Genomic DNA, 17323 nt, shown 5'->3' on the forward strand with positions numbered 1-17323 from the left:
TAGAAAACAGTATATCGTGGTTGGTGTGAGTATTTGAGAAAAGAATGCTTGAATATTCAAACCAGCCACGGTAGCTGGAAGTGTAAAAATCGGAATGTAATAGGAAAACGTCCACTGAAAAGTGCTATTGCAGGAAGGAAGAAAGTCAGTAATAAAACATACAAAGAATGAGCCAGTAGTCGGCAGGAATAATCACCATAGGGCATGTGATCCTGGTTAGGAGCTGAGCTGACACCCTGGTTATGGACAGGCGGGACGAGAGAAGTTAGGACTCGGCTCTTGAGGGCTGATGATCCTGGTAGACACGGGAGGTTCGCTGCCGTAGATGGATGGGTATACACAAGGCCATGTAGAACGAAAACAAAGACGTTTTATTTCGTATACCCCAAAGCCACTATTTTCGTACCAGATACAGAGAAATGTCCATTCCTGTGGCTCCTTCTTCTGAGATATTTATTGATGATATATCGAAAAAATCCTTAATTTTCAAGGGAAAAAGACTTGACTTAATAGGGAGGTATGGTATATCAATATGGCTAGACATAAAGGAAATATGTCCTGTATGTAAACACGAAGACACTTATGTCATATGGAAAGGAATAGTTGACAATGTCTCCGTAGAAAATGAAATTTTTCTGTGTCATGAATGTGGTTTTTTCTGTCGTAAACGTGAAAACGAAGATATGGTTGAAGGAATTACATTTGATTCAAGAAAAATCGTATTGAAAAGGCAAATAAATATAATCAGAAAAACACTAAAAAAGAATCGTAAGATTTTAGAGGGATTGTGTATTACAGACCATTTTCGTTATAAACCTAAAAAATAAAAATGAAATTGGAAAGGGATAAAGAATTATGAGAAAAGAAAAAAGAATCTGCCCTATATGTGGGCACAAGGACACTTATGTTATATGGAAACAAATGTTTGAGAATAAACCATTGAAAAAAGAAAATTTCTGTTGTCATCATTGCGGTTACTTCCTCGAGATACGGGGAGGAGTATGGGAAGACGAAGAAACTAGTGTGGGGATTGCTATAAATCCACGGCTTGTTCCATTAAGACGTCAGTTTACAATGTTTAAACGGGCACTAAAGAAAAAACCTGAAATTTTAGAAGGATTACGTATTTGGAACCATTTCCCATATACACCATTGAAAAAATAAGTCGTTATATACGATATAGCGGACTGATTTCAGACTGTCTTTCTCCGCGCGGTTATTTCGCAAAATCTAAAGGCATCAACATTATTCATATGGAGGTGCGCGATGCAGAAAGAAATTCTTAAAGACTCATCTTTATTTCAGACTAAAGAAGATTATATAATTAATATGTCTCAGATAATGGAATGTGACGAGCCTTCTTCAAATAAAGATATGGTAAACGAATTATGTTTGGAGAGTCCTATGGAAGAAACAGAATATAAAAAATTTGAGACAGATTATAATGGTTTTAAGGTCATTGTAGAATTTCCGAATGAATCAAAATGCAAAGACAGTATTAATGGAGAGATAAAACAGCTAATGTCAAGTCTACTCCATGAACAGTTACTGAAAATTGTATAATTGATTTGGGGTAAAATTAATTCTTTACCCCTTTTTACCAAAAGGAGAACTAAAATATGGAAAGTAAAATAAAAAGAGTACGAGTGTTACTTCGAGTAAGTTCAGACCAGCAGTTAGAAGCTGATGGTGATTTAGGAGTTCAAAGAAAAATTGTGTCGGAGTATATTGCAAAACATCAGGATTGGCAGTTGGATTCTAAGGAATATTTTGAAGGAAGTAACAGTGGATATAAAAATTCTGTAGCAGACAGAGATGTTTTACAAGAGGCTTTAAAAGATGCAGAGCATGGAGAATATGATATCCTAGCTGCTTACAAAGATGACCGATTGGGAAGAAGAGTTCTGGAGATACCAGGTTACATCTTATCTTTGAAACAAGCAGGAGTAGATGTGTATACAGTAAGTGACGGTCTACTATCACCAAAAGATATTAATGATGTGAACGGAATTATTATGTTGACTATGCGCTACGGTATGGCACAAAAGAGTAGTTCTGATACTGGTATGAGGGTAAAAGATACTGCACAAAAATTGGTTCAGCAAGGCAAATTTATGGGGGGAAAGGCTCCTTATGGATATACTCTGGAATTTTCTGGTGAATACAGCAAACATCAAAGAGCATTGAAACATCTTGTAGTTGTTCCTGAGCAGGCAAATATAGTAAAATATATTTACAACTTATCTTTTTATAAAGAATTTGGGTCATACAAAATTGCAACTATCTTAAATTCAGATGAAAAGTATAGAAAAATGGCACCAAATGATGTTTGGAAAAGTGGAACAATTACCAGTATTTTAACAAATCCTATTTATGCCGGTTATACGGCGTATAAAAGGCGAGAACACATAGATGGTAAATATATTCGTCTGGAAAGTAAAAACTGGATTCTCGCGGAGAAACCCAATGATGCAATTACTATTATAGACAGGGAACTCTGGCAAAAGGTACAGAAAAAAAGAAAAGACCGAGGAGAAAAGTATAAGAAGAGTGCGAAAAATGAGAATGCGACTGTGATTTCACGTAATGACGGTATGCTTGCTTTGATAGACGTGGCTCATTGTGGTTATTGTGGGTGTAAGCTGACAAATGGAACAAAATATGATTATTGGACAATTAAAGCAACTGGTGAACGAAGAACATCCAGAAAAGCAATTTATAGATGTCAGAATGTTTGGCAGGGAGTTCCTCATGAAAAAATGAAATTGATTCATGCAAGCAAAATCGAACCGATTGTATTTGAGGCTCTTGCAGAATACATTGGTAAGCTGCAAGAAAACAAAAACGTATTTGAAGAAATTCTGGATAATCAAAACAAGGAAAAAGAACAACAAAAAAAGATATTACAACAGGAAAAAGCAGAGCTTAGTAAAATAAGAAGTAATATTGATGTACTAGAAGATAAGATTCCTCAGGCAATCACTGGCGAATATCCATTGTCTCTTGAAGAATTGGTACATATTATTGAAAAGCAAAAAAGAAAAGAACAAGAACAAACTGCACAGATAGCTGAATTAGAAAAAGAACTTCAAAACACTTCGGCATCTATTACCGATTGGGAAACACTGCGTACTAAGATTCCAACATGGCGAGAAGTCTTTTTAAAGGCGGATACACCCGATAAACGTGTACTAGTAAATAAATTAATCGAACGGATTGATATTACTGAGAATCAGGTGATTATCCGGTTTAAAATTAACCTAGATGAATTTTTACCGCAACCCCGAATCACCAATAACGAATTGGTACAGAAATCAGGGATATGATTTTACAATCACATCTTCTACGGCATTTGACCACAAGTGGATTCCGCAGAGAAATGTATTCGACACCATTTCCGAAGTGGTTGATGAGCTGTTTGGTTCTTATCTTTCCAGGCCAAATGTCAGACAGCCGATTCTGACACAATACTGTGACGGAAAGCAGGTTAGCTGTCCGAATTGGATGACACAATGGGGATCCAAATCTCTTGGAGATCAAGGATATTCTGCTATTGAGATTTTGCGCTACTATTATGGCAGTGATATGTATATCAACACTGCACAGGAAATCTCTGGAATACCGTCTTCCTGGCCAGGGTATACGCTGGAAATCGGATCTTCCGGGTCAAAGGTCAGACAGATGCAGGAACAGCTGAATGTGATTGCCGGTGCCTACCCTGCAATCCCGAAGGTCACAGTAGATGGGGTTTATGGACCGGCTACGGAAGCGAGCGTAAAAAAATTTCAGGAAGTATTTGGTCTTCCGGAAACAGGAGACGTGGACTACCGGACATGGTATAAGATATCTGAAATATATGTCGGCGTGTCAAGGATAGCGGAACTTGTCTAAAAAAGGAAAGAAAACGTTGTTCTGAAAAGAAAAATTTTTTATAATATAAAATAGAAGAGCTATTTACGGAGATCAGCATGAGAAAAAGAGAAAAAAATGTTCAAAAGAAAGCAGCCGTCATGACGTCTTTCGTTCTTCTTGCTGTTGTCCTGTCTGCAGCGGAAGGATGCGGCAAGATAGAGATGGCCTCGGAGGAAATGGCTGTGTCATTAGAAGAAAAAGAAGTGTCAGTGCCAGTGGAAATCCGCGGTGTAGAGCTTGAAGTAAAATATTATTTCTCCAAATTGGATAAAAAAGAGAAGGATTGCTATAAGGAGATATTAGAAGGTATCCAGAGCGGAAAAGAGGAGATACGTGTCTCGCTGACAGATGCAAAAAAGGTCAATGAGATCTTTGGACTAGTGCTGAATGATTTCCCTGACATCTTCTGGTGCAGCGGCCAGGCTCAGACTACATCATACAAGAATGGCGAGGGCGGATATTCTCTTTTCGCTCCGGTTTATACGTACAAAGGACAGGAGAAAGAGGCTATGGAACAAGAGATTCAAAGGGAGGCCGAAGCCTGTATCGCAAATTACCGTCCGGAGCAAGACAGTGAATACGAACGTATCAAATACGTGTACGAATATCTGATTCGTTCTGTAGATTATGAGACTGGAGTCAAGGATAGCCAGAATATTTACAGTGCGCTTGTAGGCAAAAGATCCGTCTGTGCAGGATATGCAAGAGCGACTCAGTATCTGCTGGAAAAACTGGGTGTTTTCTGTACGTATGTGACGGGTAAGAGTGAGGGGCAGCCACACGCGTGGAATCTCGTACAGTGCGACGGAAAGTATTATTATGTGGATACCACATGGGGAGATCCGGTATTCCGGCAGGATGAGGGGATGCCAGAGATTTCCGAAGAACAGAAAATTCAGTACGATTATCTTTGCTGTAGCGATGAAGAACTGTTCCGTACCCACAGTCTGGATGACAATGTGGAGATGCCGGCCTGTGTATCCCTTGATGCCAACTATTACGTCAAAGCAGGAAAATATTATCAGAGGTATGATCAGGAACGCATCAAAAGACAGTTGAACCAGGACATCGCGGAGGGAAATGTTACCTCGGTATTCAAATTTTCGGATAAAAAATCTTATGAGGAAGCAAGAAAAAAGATCGTTGGGGAAGACATCAAAGAAGCGGCCGGAAACCTGGCAAAGCGTTATGGACTCACAAGTGTAAGATATTCTTACCAGGAAGATCCTCGTCTTTACAAGGTCACAGTTTACTGGCAATATGGATAAAAAATCAAAAAATGGGCAAAAGCGTTGCAAAGTAAATTTATATGTGATAAAATCTTTACAATTTGAGAACGAGGGCGCTCGAGTATCGGAAAAGACACTCTATGCGCCTTTCTCTATGTGCAAATATTACGAAGGGATAAGGTGGAGATATGAAAGCATTTCTGATTTTGGAAGACGGAACTGTATTTGAAGGTACGAGTATCGGATCGAAAAGAGAGATGATCAGTGAGATCGTCTTTAACACATCAATGACAGGTTACCTGGAAGTACTGACCGATCCTTCTTATGCCGGGCAGGCGGTTGTGATGACTTATCCGTTGATTGGCAATTACGGTATTACTCCGGACATGGAGTCAAAAAAGGCGTGGCCGGACGGATATATTGTGAGGGAACTTTCCCGTATGCCGAGCAATTTCCGGTGTGAGGGGACTATCCAGGATTTTCTTGAGAAGCAGGATATACCGGGAATCGCAGGTGTCGATACGAGAGCTCTCACGAAGATTCTCCGCGAAAAGGGGACGATGAATGGGATGATCACGACGAACGAAGCGTTTGATCTTGAAGAGATCCTTCCGAAACTAAAAGCGTATGAAGTAGGAGATGTGGTATCCAAAGTGACATGCAGTGAAAAGTATGTTCTTCCTGGAAAGGGCTACAAAGTGGCTCTTATGGATTACGGCGCCAAAAATAATATTGCAAAGTCTTTGAATCAAAGAGGATGTGAGGTTACCGTCTATCCGGCACACACGAAAGCATCCGAAATTCTTGCCTCCAATCCGGACGGTATCATGTTGTCAAATGGACCTGGAGACCCGAAGACATGTGAGGATATTATCGCTGAAGTAAAGAAACTGTATGAAAGTGATGTCCCGATATTTGCTATCTGTCTTGGCCATCAGCTCATGGCTCTGGCAAACGGCGGGGAGACACACAAACTGAAGTACGGACACAGAGGTGGCAATCATCCGGTCAAGGATCTCAGGACGAATCGTGTTTACATTTCTTCCCAAAACCATGGATATGTTGTAGATGATCAGACACTGGACAAAAGTGTGGCTGTACCTGCATTTGTGAATGTCAATGACGGGACAAACGAAGGTCTTCAGTATACAGGAAAGAATATTTTTACCGTGCAGTTCCATCCGGAAGCATGTCCGGGACCACAGGATTCGGGCTATCTTTTTGACCGGTTTATAGAAATGATGGGAGGTGCGAAATAATGCCAAGAAATCAGGATATCAAAAAAGTACTTGTGATCGGATCTGGTCCGATCATCATAGGACAGGCGGCAGAGTTTGACTATGCAGGGACACAGGCATGTCGTTCGCTGAAGGAGGAGGGGATTGAAGTCGTACTTCTCAACTCGAACCCGGCTACCATCATGACGGATAAAGATATCGCCGATCGTGTCTATATCGAGCCGCTTACAGTTGAAGTGGTGGAAGAGCTCATCAAAAAAGAACAACCGGACAGCGTGCTCCCTACATTGGGCGGCCAGGCCGGGCTGAATCTTGCAATGGAGCTTGAAGAAGCAGGATTTTTGAAGGAACACAATGTCCGGCTGATCGGTACGACCGCGGAGACGATCAAAAAAGCGGAAGATCGTCTGGAATTCAAGGCTACCATGGAAAAGATCGGGGAACCGGTAGCAGCTTCCCTCGTCGTGGAAAATGTTCCTGATGGTGTAGCGTTCGCTGAGAAGATCGGCTATCCGGTTGTACTGCGCCCAGCCTACACCCTTGGCGGAAGCGGCGGAGGAATTGCAGATAACAGGGAAGAACTGGTAGAGATCCTGGAAAACGGACTTCGTTTATCTCGAGTAGGTCAGGTCCTTGTGGAACGCTGCATTTCAGGATGGAAAGAAATCGAGTACGAAGTGATGCGAGACGGAAACGGAAACTGTATTACTGTATGTAATATGGAAAATATCGACCCGGTAGGAGTACACACAGGGGACAGTATTGTCGTAGCTCCTTCCCAGACACTGGGAGATAAAGAATACCAGATGCTCCGTACATCCGCATTGAATATCATCAGTGAATTGAATATCACAGGAGGATGTAATGTACAGTATGCCCTTCATCCGGATACGTTTGAATACTGTGTGATCGAAGTTAATCCACGTGTCAGCCGGTCGTCAGCGCTTGCTTCCAAGGCTACCGGATATCCGATTGCCAAAGTGGCGGCAAAGATTGCTCTTGGGTATACGCTGGATGAGATCAAAAATGCAATTACAGGAAAGACATATGCAAGCTTTGAGCCTATGCTCGATTACTGTGTTGTAAAGATTCCGCGTCTTCCGTTTGATAAATTTATCAGCGCTAAGAGGACGCTGACTACTCAGATGAAGGCTACAGGGGAAGTCATGAGTATCTGCAACAATTTTGAAGGAGCTTTGATGAAGGCGATCCGTTCTCTGGAACAGCATGTGGATAGTCTGATGTCCTACGATTTTTCTGACCTTTCTGATGAGGAACTTCTGGAAAGACTGCATGAGATGGACGACAGAAGGATCTGGATGATCGCGGAGGCTCTCAGAAGAGGAGTTTCCTATGATGTATTGTATTCCATCACAAAGATTGATCGTTGGTTTATTGATAAACTGGCTATCCTGGTAGAGATGGAAAAGGCTCTGAAAGAAGGTCCTCTTACGACGGAGCTTTTGAAAGAAGCAAAACGGATTGAATTTCCAGATAATGTGATCGCTGCTTTGACGGGAAAAACAGAGACTGAGATCCATGACATGAGAAAAGAAAATGGGATTGTCGCCGCATATAAAATGGTAGATACATGTGCAGCAGAATTCGCTGCGTCCACTCCTTATTACTATTCCGTATTTGGAAGCGAAAATGAAGTGGAGGAGACAAGAGACAGAAAGAAAGTCCTTGTGCTTGGATCCGGGCCGATCCGAATCGGACAAGGAATCGAATTTGACTTTTGCTCTGTTCACTGTACGTGGGCGTTTGAGAAAGAAGGATACGAGACGATCATCATCAACAATAACCCGGAGACGGTAAGTACTGACTTTGACATTGCGGATAAGCTCTATTTTGAGCCGCTTACACCGGAAGATGTGGAAAGTATCGTAGACATCGAAAAGCCGGATGGAGCAGTCGTACAGTTTGGCGGACAGACGGCGATCAAGCTGACAGAAGCGCTCATGAAGATGGGTGTGCCGATCCTTGGTACATCTGCAGAAAATGTGGATGCGGCAGAGGACAGGGAACTTTTTGATGAAATTCTCTCCAAATGCCGGATCCCTAGGCCGTCAGGCGGAACGGTATTCACTGCAGAAGAAGCAAAAAAGGTGGCTGCAGAGCTTGGTTATCCGGTGCTTGTAAGGCCATCCTATGTCCTTGGAGGACAGGGCATGCAAATCGCCATCAATGACCATGATATCGATGAATTCATCGGAATTATCAACCGTATCACACAGGAACACCCAATTCTGGTAGACAAGTATCTGGTTGGAAAAGAAATCGAAGTAGATGCGGTATGCGACGGAGAAGATATTTTGATCCCAGGTATTATGGAACACATCGAGCGAGCGGGCATCCATTCCGGCGACAGTATTTCCGTCTACCCTGCCCAGAGTATCTCAGCGGTCACAAAACGGAAGATCGAAGAGTACACAAAACGTCTGGCGAAAGCTCTCCATGTCATCGGCATGATCAATATTCAGTTCATCGTATGCGGGGAGGATGTCTATGTCATCGAAGTAAACCCACGTTCCAGCCGGACAGTGCCGTACATCAGTAAAGTGACTGGTATCCCGATCGTACCGCTGGCGGCAAAAGTTATTATCGGACATAAGATCCGCGAGCTTGGATATACACCTGGGCTTCAGAAAGAGGCAGACTACATTGCCATCAAGATGCCGGTATTCTCCTTTGAGAAGATCCGGGATGCCGATATCAGCCTTGGGCCGGAGATGAAATCCACGGGAGAGTGTTTAGGAATTGCAAAGACATTCAACGAAGCACTTTACAAAGCATTCCTCGGCGCAGGAATTCGCCTTCCGAAATATAAAAATATGATCATGACAGTAAGGGATGCAGACAAAGAAGAGGCAGTGGAAATCGGACGAAGATTTGAAGCTCTCGGATACCGCATTTTTGCAACAGAAGGGACGGCTGCTGCTCTGAAAGAAAATGGTGTCAAAGCCATTGCGGTCAACAAGATTGAGCAGGAATCCCCGAACTTGATGGACCTGATCCTGGGGCATGAGATCGATCTAGTCATTGATACACCTCCGCAGGGAGCAGACCATGCAAAAGACGGCTTCCTGATCCGCAGAAGTGCCATTGAGACCGGAGTCAATGTGCTTACAGCCATGGATACGGCGCGGGCACTTGTGACAAGCCTGGAAAATACAGATATCAAAGAACTGACACTGATCGACATCGCAAAAGTAGAATAAAGCCGCAAAACGGCAAGGCAGAGACCTCTTCCGGAAAAGTTCCGAAAGGGGTCTCTGTGGTACTTTGGACAGGATGAAAGGAAGGGCGGATATGTACAAAATACTGATCATCGAAGACGACGAGACCATTGCAAAAACACTGGCCGAACATCTTGAAAAATGGGGATATACTGTCAGATGTGCAGAAAATTTTAAAAATATTGCGGAAGAAACGGCGGAGTTTTCTCCCGAGCTGATTCTTCTGGATATCATGCTTCCATTTTATAATGGATTTCACTGGTGCAGCAAGATACGGGAATTTTCTAAAGTCCCGATCGTCTTTTTATCTTCTGCATCCGACAACATGAATATTGTGATGGCTATGAATATGGGAGGAGATGACTTTATCGAAAAGCCGTTTGACTTAAATGTTCTTACTGCAAAGATACAAGCCATTCTCCGAAGAAGTTATTCATTCCAGGGAAATGTAAGTATCATGGAACACAAGGGCCTCATTTTAAATCTTGGGGATGCAAGCGTGCTTTACAAAGAAGAGAAGATCGATCTGACAAAAAATGAATATAGGATCCTCCAGTGTCTGATGGAACATGCGGGAAAGATCGTATCCAGAGAAGATATCATTTCCAGGTTGTGGGAAGACGACAGTTTTATCGATGACAATACTCTGACCGTCAACATGACGAGACTTCGGAAAAAGCTTGATAAAGCGGGATGGAAAGATGGGATTGTCACAAAAAAAGGGATCGGATATATGATGGAGGAATAAACTATGCTGAAAGGTTATTTTCAAGACAGGAGACTCGTCTTTTCCATTCTGATTATCTGCTGCGGCTCATTGTTCGGGATAGGCTATCTATACCGGATTCCGATGAGTGCGCTTTCGTATGTGTCGGCTTTTGCCGGTACATTTGTGGCAATCCTCCTTCTTCTTGATTTTTTTCGATATATTTCCAGCTGGAAAGAACTGGAGAGACTGTGTGATCAAAAAACATGGCACAAAGGGATGTTTTACTCAAATCCCGGTGCGCTGGAAGCGTGGTATCGAGAAATGATCGAAAAAATGCAGGATGATATGTTTCATCTACTGGAAGACCATGACATTACGATGAAAGAAATGATGGACTACTACGGCCTTTGGGCGCATCAGATCAAGACGCCCATCGCGGCAATGCGCCTTCTGCTTCAGTCCCGAAAACAGACAATCCGCACGGAAGAAGAAAAAGAACATTACGATGCCCTGTCCATGGAACTGTTCAAGATAGAGCAATATGTGGAGATGGCCCTTTCCTACCTGAAAATCGGAGATATTTCCAAAGATATGATTCTTCAGGAGTACGATGTGGGCAGTATAGTAAGACAGGCAGTCAAGAAGTACTCCCGACTTTTTATCCTGCAGAAAATCGGCATTCGGATGGAAGAAATAAAACAAAGTGTGGTCACAGATGAAAAATGGCTTCTCTTTGTTTTGGAGCAGCTTTTGTCCAACGCGCTCAAGTATACAAAGGAGGGGAGTATCTCGATTTATATGAAAGAAAAAGGAATCCTTGTGATCGAGGACAGCGGTATAGGAATCGCCCCTGAAGATCTGCCCAGGATCATGGAAAAGGGATTTACCGGCTACAACGGGCGCAGAGATAAAAAGTCAACGGGACTGGGACTTTACCTTTGCCGGTCGATCCTGGATAAGCTGAATCATCAGATACGGATCGAATCGGAAGTTGGGAAAGGAACAAAGGTATTTTTGGATCTGAACAGAGAGCCGCTGGAGGTAGAGTAAAATCAGGAGGGATGCAGATGAAGATAATCGTATGTGCAGATGACCGCCTTGGTATGATGTTTCACAAAAGAAGGCTCAGCAGAGACCGAATAGTGGTAAATCGTATTATCGAACTTTCGGGGGAAACGGTGTTATGGATGGATCCGTATTCGAAAAGTTTGTTTTCCGACATGGCATGTGATAATTTTCGGACGGATTCTGCGTTTCTTGAAAAGGCGGGGGACGGAGAGTACTGTTTTGTAGAGAACCGCAGTCTCCGAAAGTACGAATCAGAAATGGAATCTCTGATCGTATGTTACTGGAATCGGAGATATCCGGCAGATTTTTATCTGGACATTCCTCTGACAGAATGGAAAGAGATTGCCCGGAATGAATATCCTGGGTATTCGCACGAAAAGATCACAGAGATTACATATATAAATACAAGGGGAGATTGACATGAAAAAACGATGGGGCAGACCGTTTCTCTGTCTTATGATCAGCATATGCATTATTTTTGCAGGAGGATGTGCTGCTGCAGAAACAGGGCAGGGAAACCAGGAATGGAAAAGTCAAGTTTATGAAGAACTGCAGGAGACAGACAAAAACGTGACTCCGGACTCCGCAGAGGAAGTCCCGCAGTATAAGGGAGATCCTTACATTGTCATAGATGAAAATGAGCCGGGATTCACAGAGGAGGAGATTACAGATCAATCTTTTGAATCCTACAGCGAGCTGGACTCTCTGGGACGCTGCGGTCAGGCAACAGCCAGTGTGGGGAAAGATATCATGCCGACACAAAAAAGAGAGGGAATCGGCCAGGTAAAGCCAAGCGGATGGCATACTGTCAAGTATGACAATGTGGACGGGAAATATCTCTATAATCGCTGCCATCTTCTGGGATATCAGCTGACTGCGGAAAATGCCAATGAGAAGAATCTCATCACGGGAACCCGATATATGAATGTGGAGGGAATGCTCCCTTTCGAGAATATGGTGGCCGACTATGTGAAAGAGACAGGAAACCATGTCATGTACCGTGTCACGCCAATTTTTGAAGGAGAAAATCTGGTGGCAAAAGGAGTGGAGATGGAGGCGCGTTCGGTAGAAGATCAAGGGGAATCGATTTCTTTTCATGTTTTTGTATACAACGTACAGCCCAATATCGAAATCGACTATGCCACCGGGGAAAGCCGGGAAGAAAAGGCGGACACCAGGAAAGAGAGCATGGAAATCCGGGGTAATACCCGATCGAAGATATATCACTGTCCTGGACAGGCAGCTTACGAGGAGATGGCAGACTCCAAATATTTGAAAATCTTCCATTCTGAAGCGGAAGCAAAAGATGCCGGCTACCGGAAAGCAAAACGATAGGAGACAGACCATAACAGCGATGGGAAAAGAAGAGTTTGGAATGCTGGAAGAAATCTTCCGCCAGCAAGTATTTGAGATGTATGAAAATGAGGATGAGATATTGATTCCTTATATGATGAACGATGCCATTGAATGTTACCTTGTATTGAAAGACTGTAGGATGACTGGCCGGTATCTTCCAGAGATGTCCGGGAAAACGGAAGCTGCCGTAAGGCAAGAAAAAGAGGAGTACTGTATGGTTGTCCGCCAGGGTATCGAAAATGTATTTACCATCTGGTTTCGGGCGATCGAAAAAGTACAGCACTGTTATCAATACCATAGGATCGGACACTTCTGGGTCAAGGGACAGGAACAATGGAGACAGCTTGTATACATGATCGGAACAGTCTACGACAAATACCGTTATATTGGAAAGGAAGTGTGCAATGAGCAGGAACTCAGCCTGATTTCTCTGATGGAATTCGCACCCTTTCGATATTTTTCTCCCATTCGGGAATCCCTTGATCAAGACTATCCGGATACAATGCAAGGAGCGATGCGGATGGAAGAGCTGGCCATAGAGGCAAAGGATCCAGGTTTCGCAAAACTTGTGAGACAATACCAAAGATGGCCCTCTGCATTTCTGAAGAGGCAGATCATCAAAAAGATGGAAAAGCCATCCGGAGAGAGGCTTTATCGTGTGATATGGGAAAAGACCGCGGAAGCTTCCGGTACATATCCGGATCGCGAGTACGATGCATCATACTGCGAAAAGATGAAAAAAGAGAGGGAGAGACTGGAAGAAAGGCTGAAGGCCAAAGGATTTTCCGGTGTTTATCCGGATTATCAAAAAGGAACAGTCTGGATCCATGCTGCCGAAGAACACCCGTTTACATTGATGGAGTGGGAAGAATTCCAATACCGGATACAGCTTATGGTGTCAGAATACAGAGCTTTGCCGGACAGTTTTGGAGAATGGAGAAACGGTGGCTTTTTTAAAGGAAAGGGAAGAAATGGATATATTGTAAAAGATTTGGAAGAGCATTTGGATGCCCTTTTAGAAAAATGGAAATAGACAGGAGGAAATGACGATGAGCGTCAAACATATTTTATTCGATCTGGACGGAACGCTGCTTCCGATGAATCAGGAACAATTTGTATCATTTTATATGCCTCTTCTGGCAAAAGCGTATATTGCACGGGGGATACAACTGGACCCAAAAGAGTTTATCGGGAAAGTCTGGCAGGGCTATAAGGCAATGGTAAAAAATGACGGAAGCAGGACCAACAGGGAAGCATTTTGGAGCCATATGGAAGACGCTCTTCCGATTTCAGTGAAAGAAGCAGAGGAGATTGCGCTGGATTTTTACGGGAATGGTTTCAATGAGGCGATGAAAGCAACGATGCCGACTGAGATTGCGGACAAGGTTGTGAAGTCTGCAAAGAAAAAAGGATATTCTGTATACCTGGCGACAAATCCGGTGTTTCCGCAGTGTGCCACTTTCAATCGGATCCGATGGGCTGGACTCCAAAAAGAGGATTTTGAAGCGATTACGACCTATGAAGACAACAGGTACTGTAAACCGGATGTCCGGTACTTTAAAGAGCTGTTGGATCGATATGAGCTGAATCCGGAAGAATGCCTCATGGTTGGGAATGATGTGGGTGAAGATCTTGTAGTAAGAGAACTGGGAGTTCAGACTTATCTTGTGACGGACACGATGGAAAACCCGATGAATCTTGCGATCGAAACAGATTATCAGGGGACAATGGAAGAACTTTTAAAATTTGTGGAAGAACTATAAGGATAACTGAAGGATGCCATAAGAATTTTGCGCTTGTGAAATCACAGACAATATCTTATTATGTACATATGTACTAAAAAACTGCATGAAAACAGAAGAAATTTGTGTTTTCTGTGAATGGGCCCAGACAAATAAATGCAGTTCAGAAGAAATTCTGGCAGATTGAAAGGAGCAAAACAATGGAACATTCAACAGCATCTGCCGCCAAAAAATATCCAAAGGCATTGTATTTTTGCGGCTCAGTGTTATCATTTACCAATTTCTCCTATTATGGGATGAAGCTTGTACTGCTGCTTTTTATAGCAGAATCCGTATCAAAAGGGGGACTTGGACTTAGCAATGCGGAGGCTACTTCTCTTCTTGCTTCTCTTATGGCATTTTCTTATCTATCCCCGATTGTAGGAGGGTGGATAAGCGATCGTTTCCTTGGGCCGAAACTCTGTGTGATTCTCGGAATGATCGTTTCAGGATGCGGCTATTATCTTGCATTTTCCGCGCACAGTAAAACAGCGATTCAGATGACAATCGCGCTTTGTGTTGTGGGAAGCGGACTGTACAAAAGTACTTCCCAGACATTGATCGGAAGTCTTTTTGAGGATGACGATCCTAGAAAAGACGGAGCGTTTTCTATGGCATATACATTTACGAATATCGGTGTGCTGCTCGGGCCATTTTTGTGTGGACTTGTTGCAAATCAGTGGTTTGCACAAAAAGAAGGCGGCGAGATCGTGATGTACGGATACCGTATGGTATTTCTTGTTGCGGCACTTGTAATCTGGGCAGGCGCAGCGTTCTTTGCTATCGGACAGAAGTTCTTTCTGAAAAATTTCTCTTTATCTGCAACGGCAAAAGAAAATCTCAAAGAGAAAAAAGAGATGGCAAAAATTCCTCTTACAAGTGCGGAAAAGAGAAGAATGTGGGTCATTTTGATCTTGGCATTTTTCACTATTTTCTTCTGGATTGCCTACAATCAGGCATCGATGTCCATTGCCCTGTACATGCAGGAATTTATTGATCTTAAGATCGGAAGTTTCCAGATCCCGACAGCATGGATCGACTCTTACAACGGATTGCTTTGTGTGATCCTCGGACCGATTATGGCTGCCATCTGGCTGAAATTGTCAAAAACAAAACACGGAGATTTGAATATATCTCAAAAAATGAGTCTGGGATTTGTATTCCTGGCAGCAGCGTTCCTCTTTATGATCGTGTCAGTAATGAAGACAGGGGAAGTACCAGGAGAGGGAGCAAAGGCGAGTGTATTGTTTGTCATTGCTTTTATTACTTTCCAGAGTATTGGAGAGATGTGTTTTGCTCCGGTTGGATATGGAATGGTAAATAAACTGGCTCCGGCGAAATACTCTTCTCTTTTGATGGGGGTATGGTTTGCAAGTATGTTCGTCGCAAACAAACTTTCCGGATATGTGGAAATGATTATCGAACAACTGGGTATGCTTCAGGTATTTATTATTATTCCGGTATGTCTTCTTGTGATCGGTTTCCTTTTGTTTGCGTTAAACAAAACGCTTGATCGAATGGCCGGAAATCAACGATAAAGAGAGAATGGAGGAAATGAATATGAGTAAAGTAGATAGATTATTGGAAATCATCGAAAAAAAAGATCTTGATGGTATTTATATTACAAAGGAAGCAAATGTAAAATACATGAGCGGATATCCGGATGAACTGGCATATCTTGTCATTTCTCCGGAGGGAAGATATCTTATCACAGACACTCGTTTCACAGAGATGGCAGAAAAAGCCTGCCCGGATTTTGAAATTGTGAACTGGCATAATTTTAACCGAAGTATCCCGGAAGCTCTTCGCAACATTTGCAAAAAGGCAGGTATCCGCAAACTGGGATTTGAGGAATGCTTTACTACATATGACAAATATGAGTCGATCCAGAAAAAGCTGGGAGAAGAACAAATCGAGCTGATCCCAACCTGTGATATAGTAGAAGCATTGCGTTATACAAAATCACAAGAAGAAGTTGAAAACACAAGAATCGCTTGTCAGATTGCAGATAAAGCATTGGAAGAACTTGTACCTTATATCAAGCCAGGTGTGTCTGAAAGAGAATTGTGCGCTCGCCTTGAGTTCAGCATGAAAATGCATGGGGCTCAGGATATCGGTTTTGAGACAATCCTGATTTCCGGAGCAAAGACATCCATGCTCCATGGAAAACCAGATGATAAGAAAGTGGAAGAAGGAGATTTTGTTCTGGTAGATTACGGAGCAAAATACAACGGTTATATCTCCGATACAACCCGTACATTTGTAGTAGGACAGCCTTCTGAGAAACAAAGACAGATCTACGATCTTGTAAAAGAAGGGCAGGAGACAGGACTGCGTTTCATGGGGCCTGGGGTTCATGCGACAAAACCGGATGAAGAGATCAGAAAAACAGTAAAAGAGTACGAAGAATATTACTACGCAGGTATTGGCCATGGTGTAGGGCTTGACCTGCACGAAGAACCATTTCTTGGCAATTACGGCACACGTATCATGGAGCCGGGATGTGTCATTACGATGGAACCGGGGATTTATATTCCAGGATGGGGAGGAGTCAGGATCGAAGATACCGTTCTGATCACTGAGACAGGAACAGAGATTCTTACACACTTCCCAAAAGAATTGATGATTTTAAAATAAATAGAGCATGGACAGACTTTGTGAGAAAAACGTCTGTCGATCGCATTGGGCAAAGCAGGATTTATGAAGCTTTGCCCAATGTTTTTTCATATATCTTTCAAAATTGTAAGGTTTCCGCCTGGATTGTAAGATGAAGCGATGGAAAGAATGGATT

14 protein-coding genes and 1 pseudogene are annotated in these 17323 nt (G+C 42.8%); all 15 read left to right on the forward strand.

All coding sequences use genetic code 11. From position 1 onward, the window contains the following. Window positions 1-855 precede the first annotated feature (855 nt). The 15 genes and pseudogenes from FLB61_RS10395 to FLB61_RS10465 all read left to right on the forward strand — a co-directional run bounded on the left by FLB61_RS10395 (window position 856) and on the right by FLB61_RS10465 (window position 17169). On the forward strand, window positions 856-1164 hold the full coding sequence (locus FLB61_RS10395) for a hypothetical protein (protein ID WP_087212215.1): 309 nt from the start codon (window positions 856-858) through the stop codon (window positions 1162-1164). A 102-nt stretch (window positions 1165-1266) separates the two neighbouring features. Then, the gene (locus tag FLB61_RS10400) at window positions 1267-1563 is read left to right on the forward strand and encodes a hypothetical protein (RefSeq protein WP_087152504.1); all 297 of its coding nucleotides are present in this window, start codon (window positions 1267-1269) and stop codon (window positions 1561-1563) included. 56 nt (window positions 1564-1619) lie between these two features. Then, window positions 1620-3326, forward strand: a complete 1707-nt coding sequence (locus FLB61_RS10405; RefSeq protein WP_221920087.1) for a recombinase family protein — start codon at window positions 1620-1622, stop codon at window positions 3324-3326. Then, window positions 3298-3891, forward strand: a pseudogene (locus FLB61_RS10410) (peptidoglycan-binding domain-containing protein); the annotation flags it as partial. The gene FLB61_RS10405 and the pseudogene FLB61_RS10410, both read left to right, overlap by 29 nt. Window positions 3892-3968: 77 nt before the next feature. Further along, window positions 3969-5180, forward strand: a complete 1212-nt coding sequence (locus FLB61_RS10415) for a transglutaminase domain-containing protein (protein WP_087202509.1) — start codon at window positions 3969-3971, stop codon at window positions 5178-5180. Between the two features lie 149 nt (window positions 5181-5329). Then, window positions 5330-6400, forward strand: a complete 1071-nt coding sequence (locus FLB61_RS10420) for a carbamoyl phosphate synthase small subunit (RefSeq protein ID WP_087202507.1) — start codon at window positions 5330-5332, stop codon at window positions 6398-6400. Continuing rightward, the gene (gene carB, locus FLB61_RS10425; RefSeq protein ID WP_087202504.1) at window positions 6400-9600 is read left to right on the forward strand and encodes a carbamoyl-phosphate synthase large subunit; all 3201 of its coding nucleotides are present in this window, start codon (window positions 6400-6402) and stop codon (window positions 9598-9600) included. The genes FLB61_RS10420 and carB overlap by 1 nt, the downstream gene beginning before the upstream one ends. A gap of 91 nt (window positions 9601-9691) precedes the next feature. After that, window positions 9692-10366 carry a response regulator transcription factor gene (locus FLB61_RS10430; RefSeq protein WP_087202502.1) on the forward strand — a complete coding sequence of 225 codons (675 nt, stop codon included), beginning with the start codon at window positions 9692-9694 and terminating at the stop codon, window positions 10364-10366. A 3-nt stretch (window positions 10367-10369) separates the two neighbouring features. Beyond that, window positions 10370-11377 (forward strand): sensor histidine kinase, encoded by a 1008-nt coding sequence (locus FLB61_RS10435; RefSeq protein ID WP_221920088.1) that lies wholly within the window; start codon window positions 10370-10372, stop codon window positions 11375-11377. Window positions 11378-11394: 17 nt separating this feature from the next. Continuing rightward, on the forward strand, window positions 11395-11814 hold the full coding sequence (locus FLB61_RS10440) for a hypothetical protein (RefSeq protein WP_087212199.1): 420 nt from the start codon (window positions 11395-11397) through the stop codon (window positions 11812-11814). Window position 11815: 1 nt separating this feature from the next. After that, window positions 11816-12730, forward strand: a complete 915-nt coding sequence (locus tag FLB61_RS10445; RefSeq protein ID WP_221920089.1) for a DNA/RNA non-specific endonuclease — start codon at window positions 11816-11818, stop codon at window positions 12728-12730. Continuing rightward, entirely contained in the window at window positions 12702-13784 is a 1083-nt protein-coding gene (locus FLB61_RS10450; RefSeq protein ID WP_087212196.1) for a DUF3878 family protein, read from the forward strand. The genes FLB61_RS10445 and FLB61_RS10450 overlap by 29 nt, the downstream gene beginning before the upstream one ends. Before the next feature lie 16 nt (window positions 13785-13800). Continuing rightward, on the forward strand, window positions 13801-14514 hold the full coding sequence (locus FLB61_RS10455; protein WP_087202489.1) for an HAD family hydrolase: 714 nt from the start codon (window positions 13801-13803) through the stop codon (window positions 14512-14514). Between the two features lie 179 nt (window positions 14515-14693). Beyond that, window positions 14694-16070, forward strand: a complete 1377-nt coding sequence (locus FLB61_RS10460) for a peptide MFS transporter (RefSeq protein WP_221920090.1) — start codon at window positions 14694-14696, stop codon at window positions 16068-16070. Between the two features lie 22 nt (window positions 16071-16092). Further along, a complete protein-coding gene (locus tag FLB61_RS10465) occupies window positions 16093-17169 on the forward strand; it encodes a M24 family metallopeptidase (protein ID WP_221920091.1) in 1077 nt (358 codons plus the stop codon). Window positions 17170-17323: the final 154 nt, after the last annotated feature.

It is taken from the genome of Sellimonas caecigallum (assembly GCF_019754295.1).
Lineage (GTDB): Bacteria > Bacillota > Clostridia > Lachnospirales > Lachnospiraceae > Sellimonas > Sellimonas caecigallum.

Excerpts from the sequence above, each read along its gene's own strand:
- FLB61_RS10440 (WP_087212199.1), top strand. The coding sequence starts at position 11,395 with ATGAAGATAATCGTATGTGCAGATGACCGCCTTGGTATGATGTTTCAC.
- FLB61_RS10400 (WP_087152504.1), top strand. The coding sequence starts at position 1,267 with ATGCAGAAAGAAATTCTTAAAGACTCATCTTTATTTCAGACTAAAGAA.
- FLB61_RS10450 (WP_087212196.1), top strand. The coding sequence starts at position 12,702 with ATGCCGGCTACCGGAAAGCAAAACGATAGGAGACAGACCATAACAGCG.
- FLB61_RS10405 (WP_221920087.1), top strand. The coding sequence starts at position 1,620 with ATGGAAAGTAAAATAAAAAGAGTACGAGTGTTACTTCGAGTAAGTTCA.
- FLB61_RS10465 (WP_221920091.1), top strand. The coding sequence starts at position 16,093 with ATGAGTAAAGTAGATAGATTATTGGAAATCATCGAAAAAAAAGATCTT.
- FLB61_RS10395 (WP_087212215.1), top strand. The coding sequence starts at position 856 with ATGAGAAAAGAAAAAAGAATCTGCCCTATATGTGGGCACAAGGACACT.
- FLB61_RS10415 (WP_087202509.1), top strand. The coding sequence starts at position 3,969 with ATGAGAAAAAGAGAAAAAAATGTTCAAAAGAAAGCAGCCGTCATGACG.
- FLB61_RS10420 (WP_087202507.1), top strand. The coding sequence starts at position 5,330 with ATGAAAGCATTTCTGATTTTGGAAGACGGAACTGTATTTGAAGGTACG.
- carB (WP_087202504.1), top strand. The coding sequence starts at position 6,400 with ATGCCAAGAAATCAGGATATCAAAAAAGTACTTGTGATCGGATCTGGT.
- FLB61_RS10430 (WP_087202502.1), top strand. The coding sequence starts at position 9,692 with ATGTACAAAATACTGATCATCGAAGACGACGAGACCATTGCAAAAACA.
- FLB61_RS10435 (WP_221920088.1), top strand. The coding sequence starts at position 10,370 with ATGCTGAAAGGTTATTTTCAAGACAGGAGACTCGTCTTTTCCATTCTG.
- FLB61_RS10455 (WP_087202489.1), top strand. The coding sequence starts at position 13,801 with ATGAGCGTCAAACATATTTTATTCGATCTGGACGGAACGCTGCTTCCG.
- FLB61_RS10460 (WP_221920090.1), top strand. The coding sequence starts at position 14,694 with ATGGAACATTCAACAGCATCTGCCGCCAAAAAATATCCAAAGGCATTG.
- FLB61_RS10445 (WP_221920089.1), top strand. The coding sequence starts at position 11,816 with ATGAAAAAACGATGGGGCAGACCGTTTCTCTGTCTTATGATCAGCATA.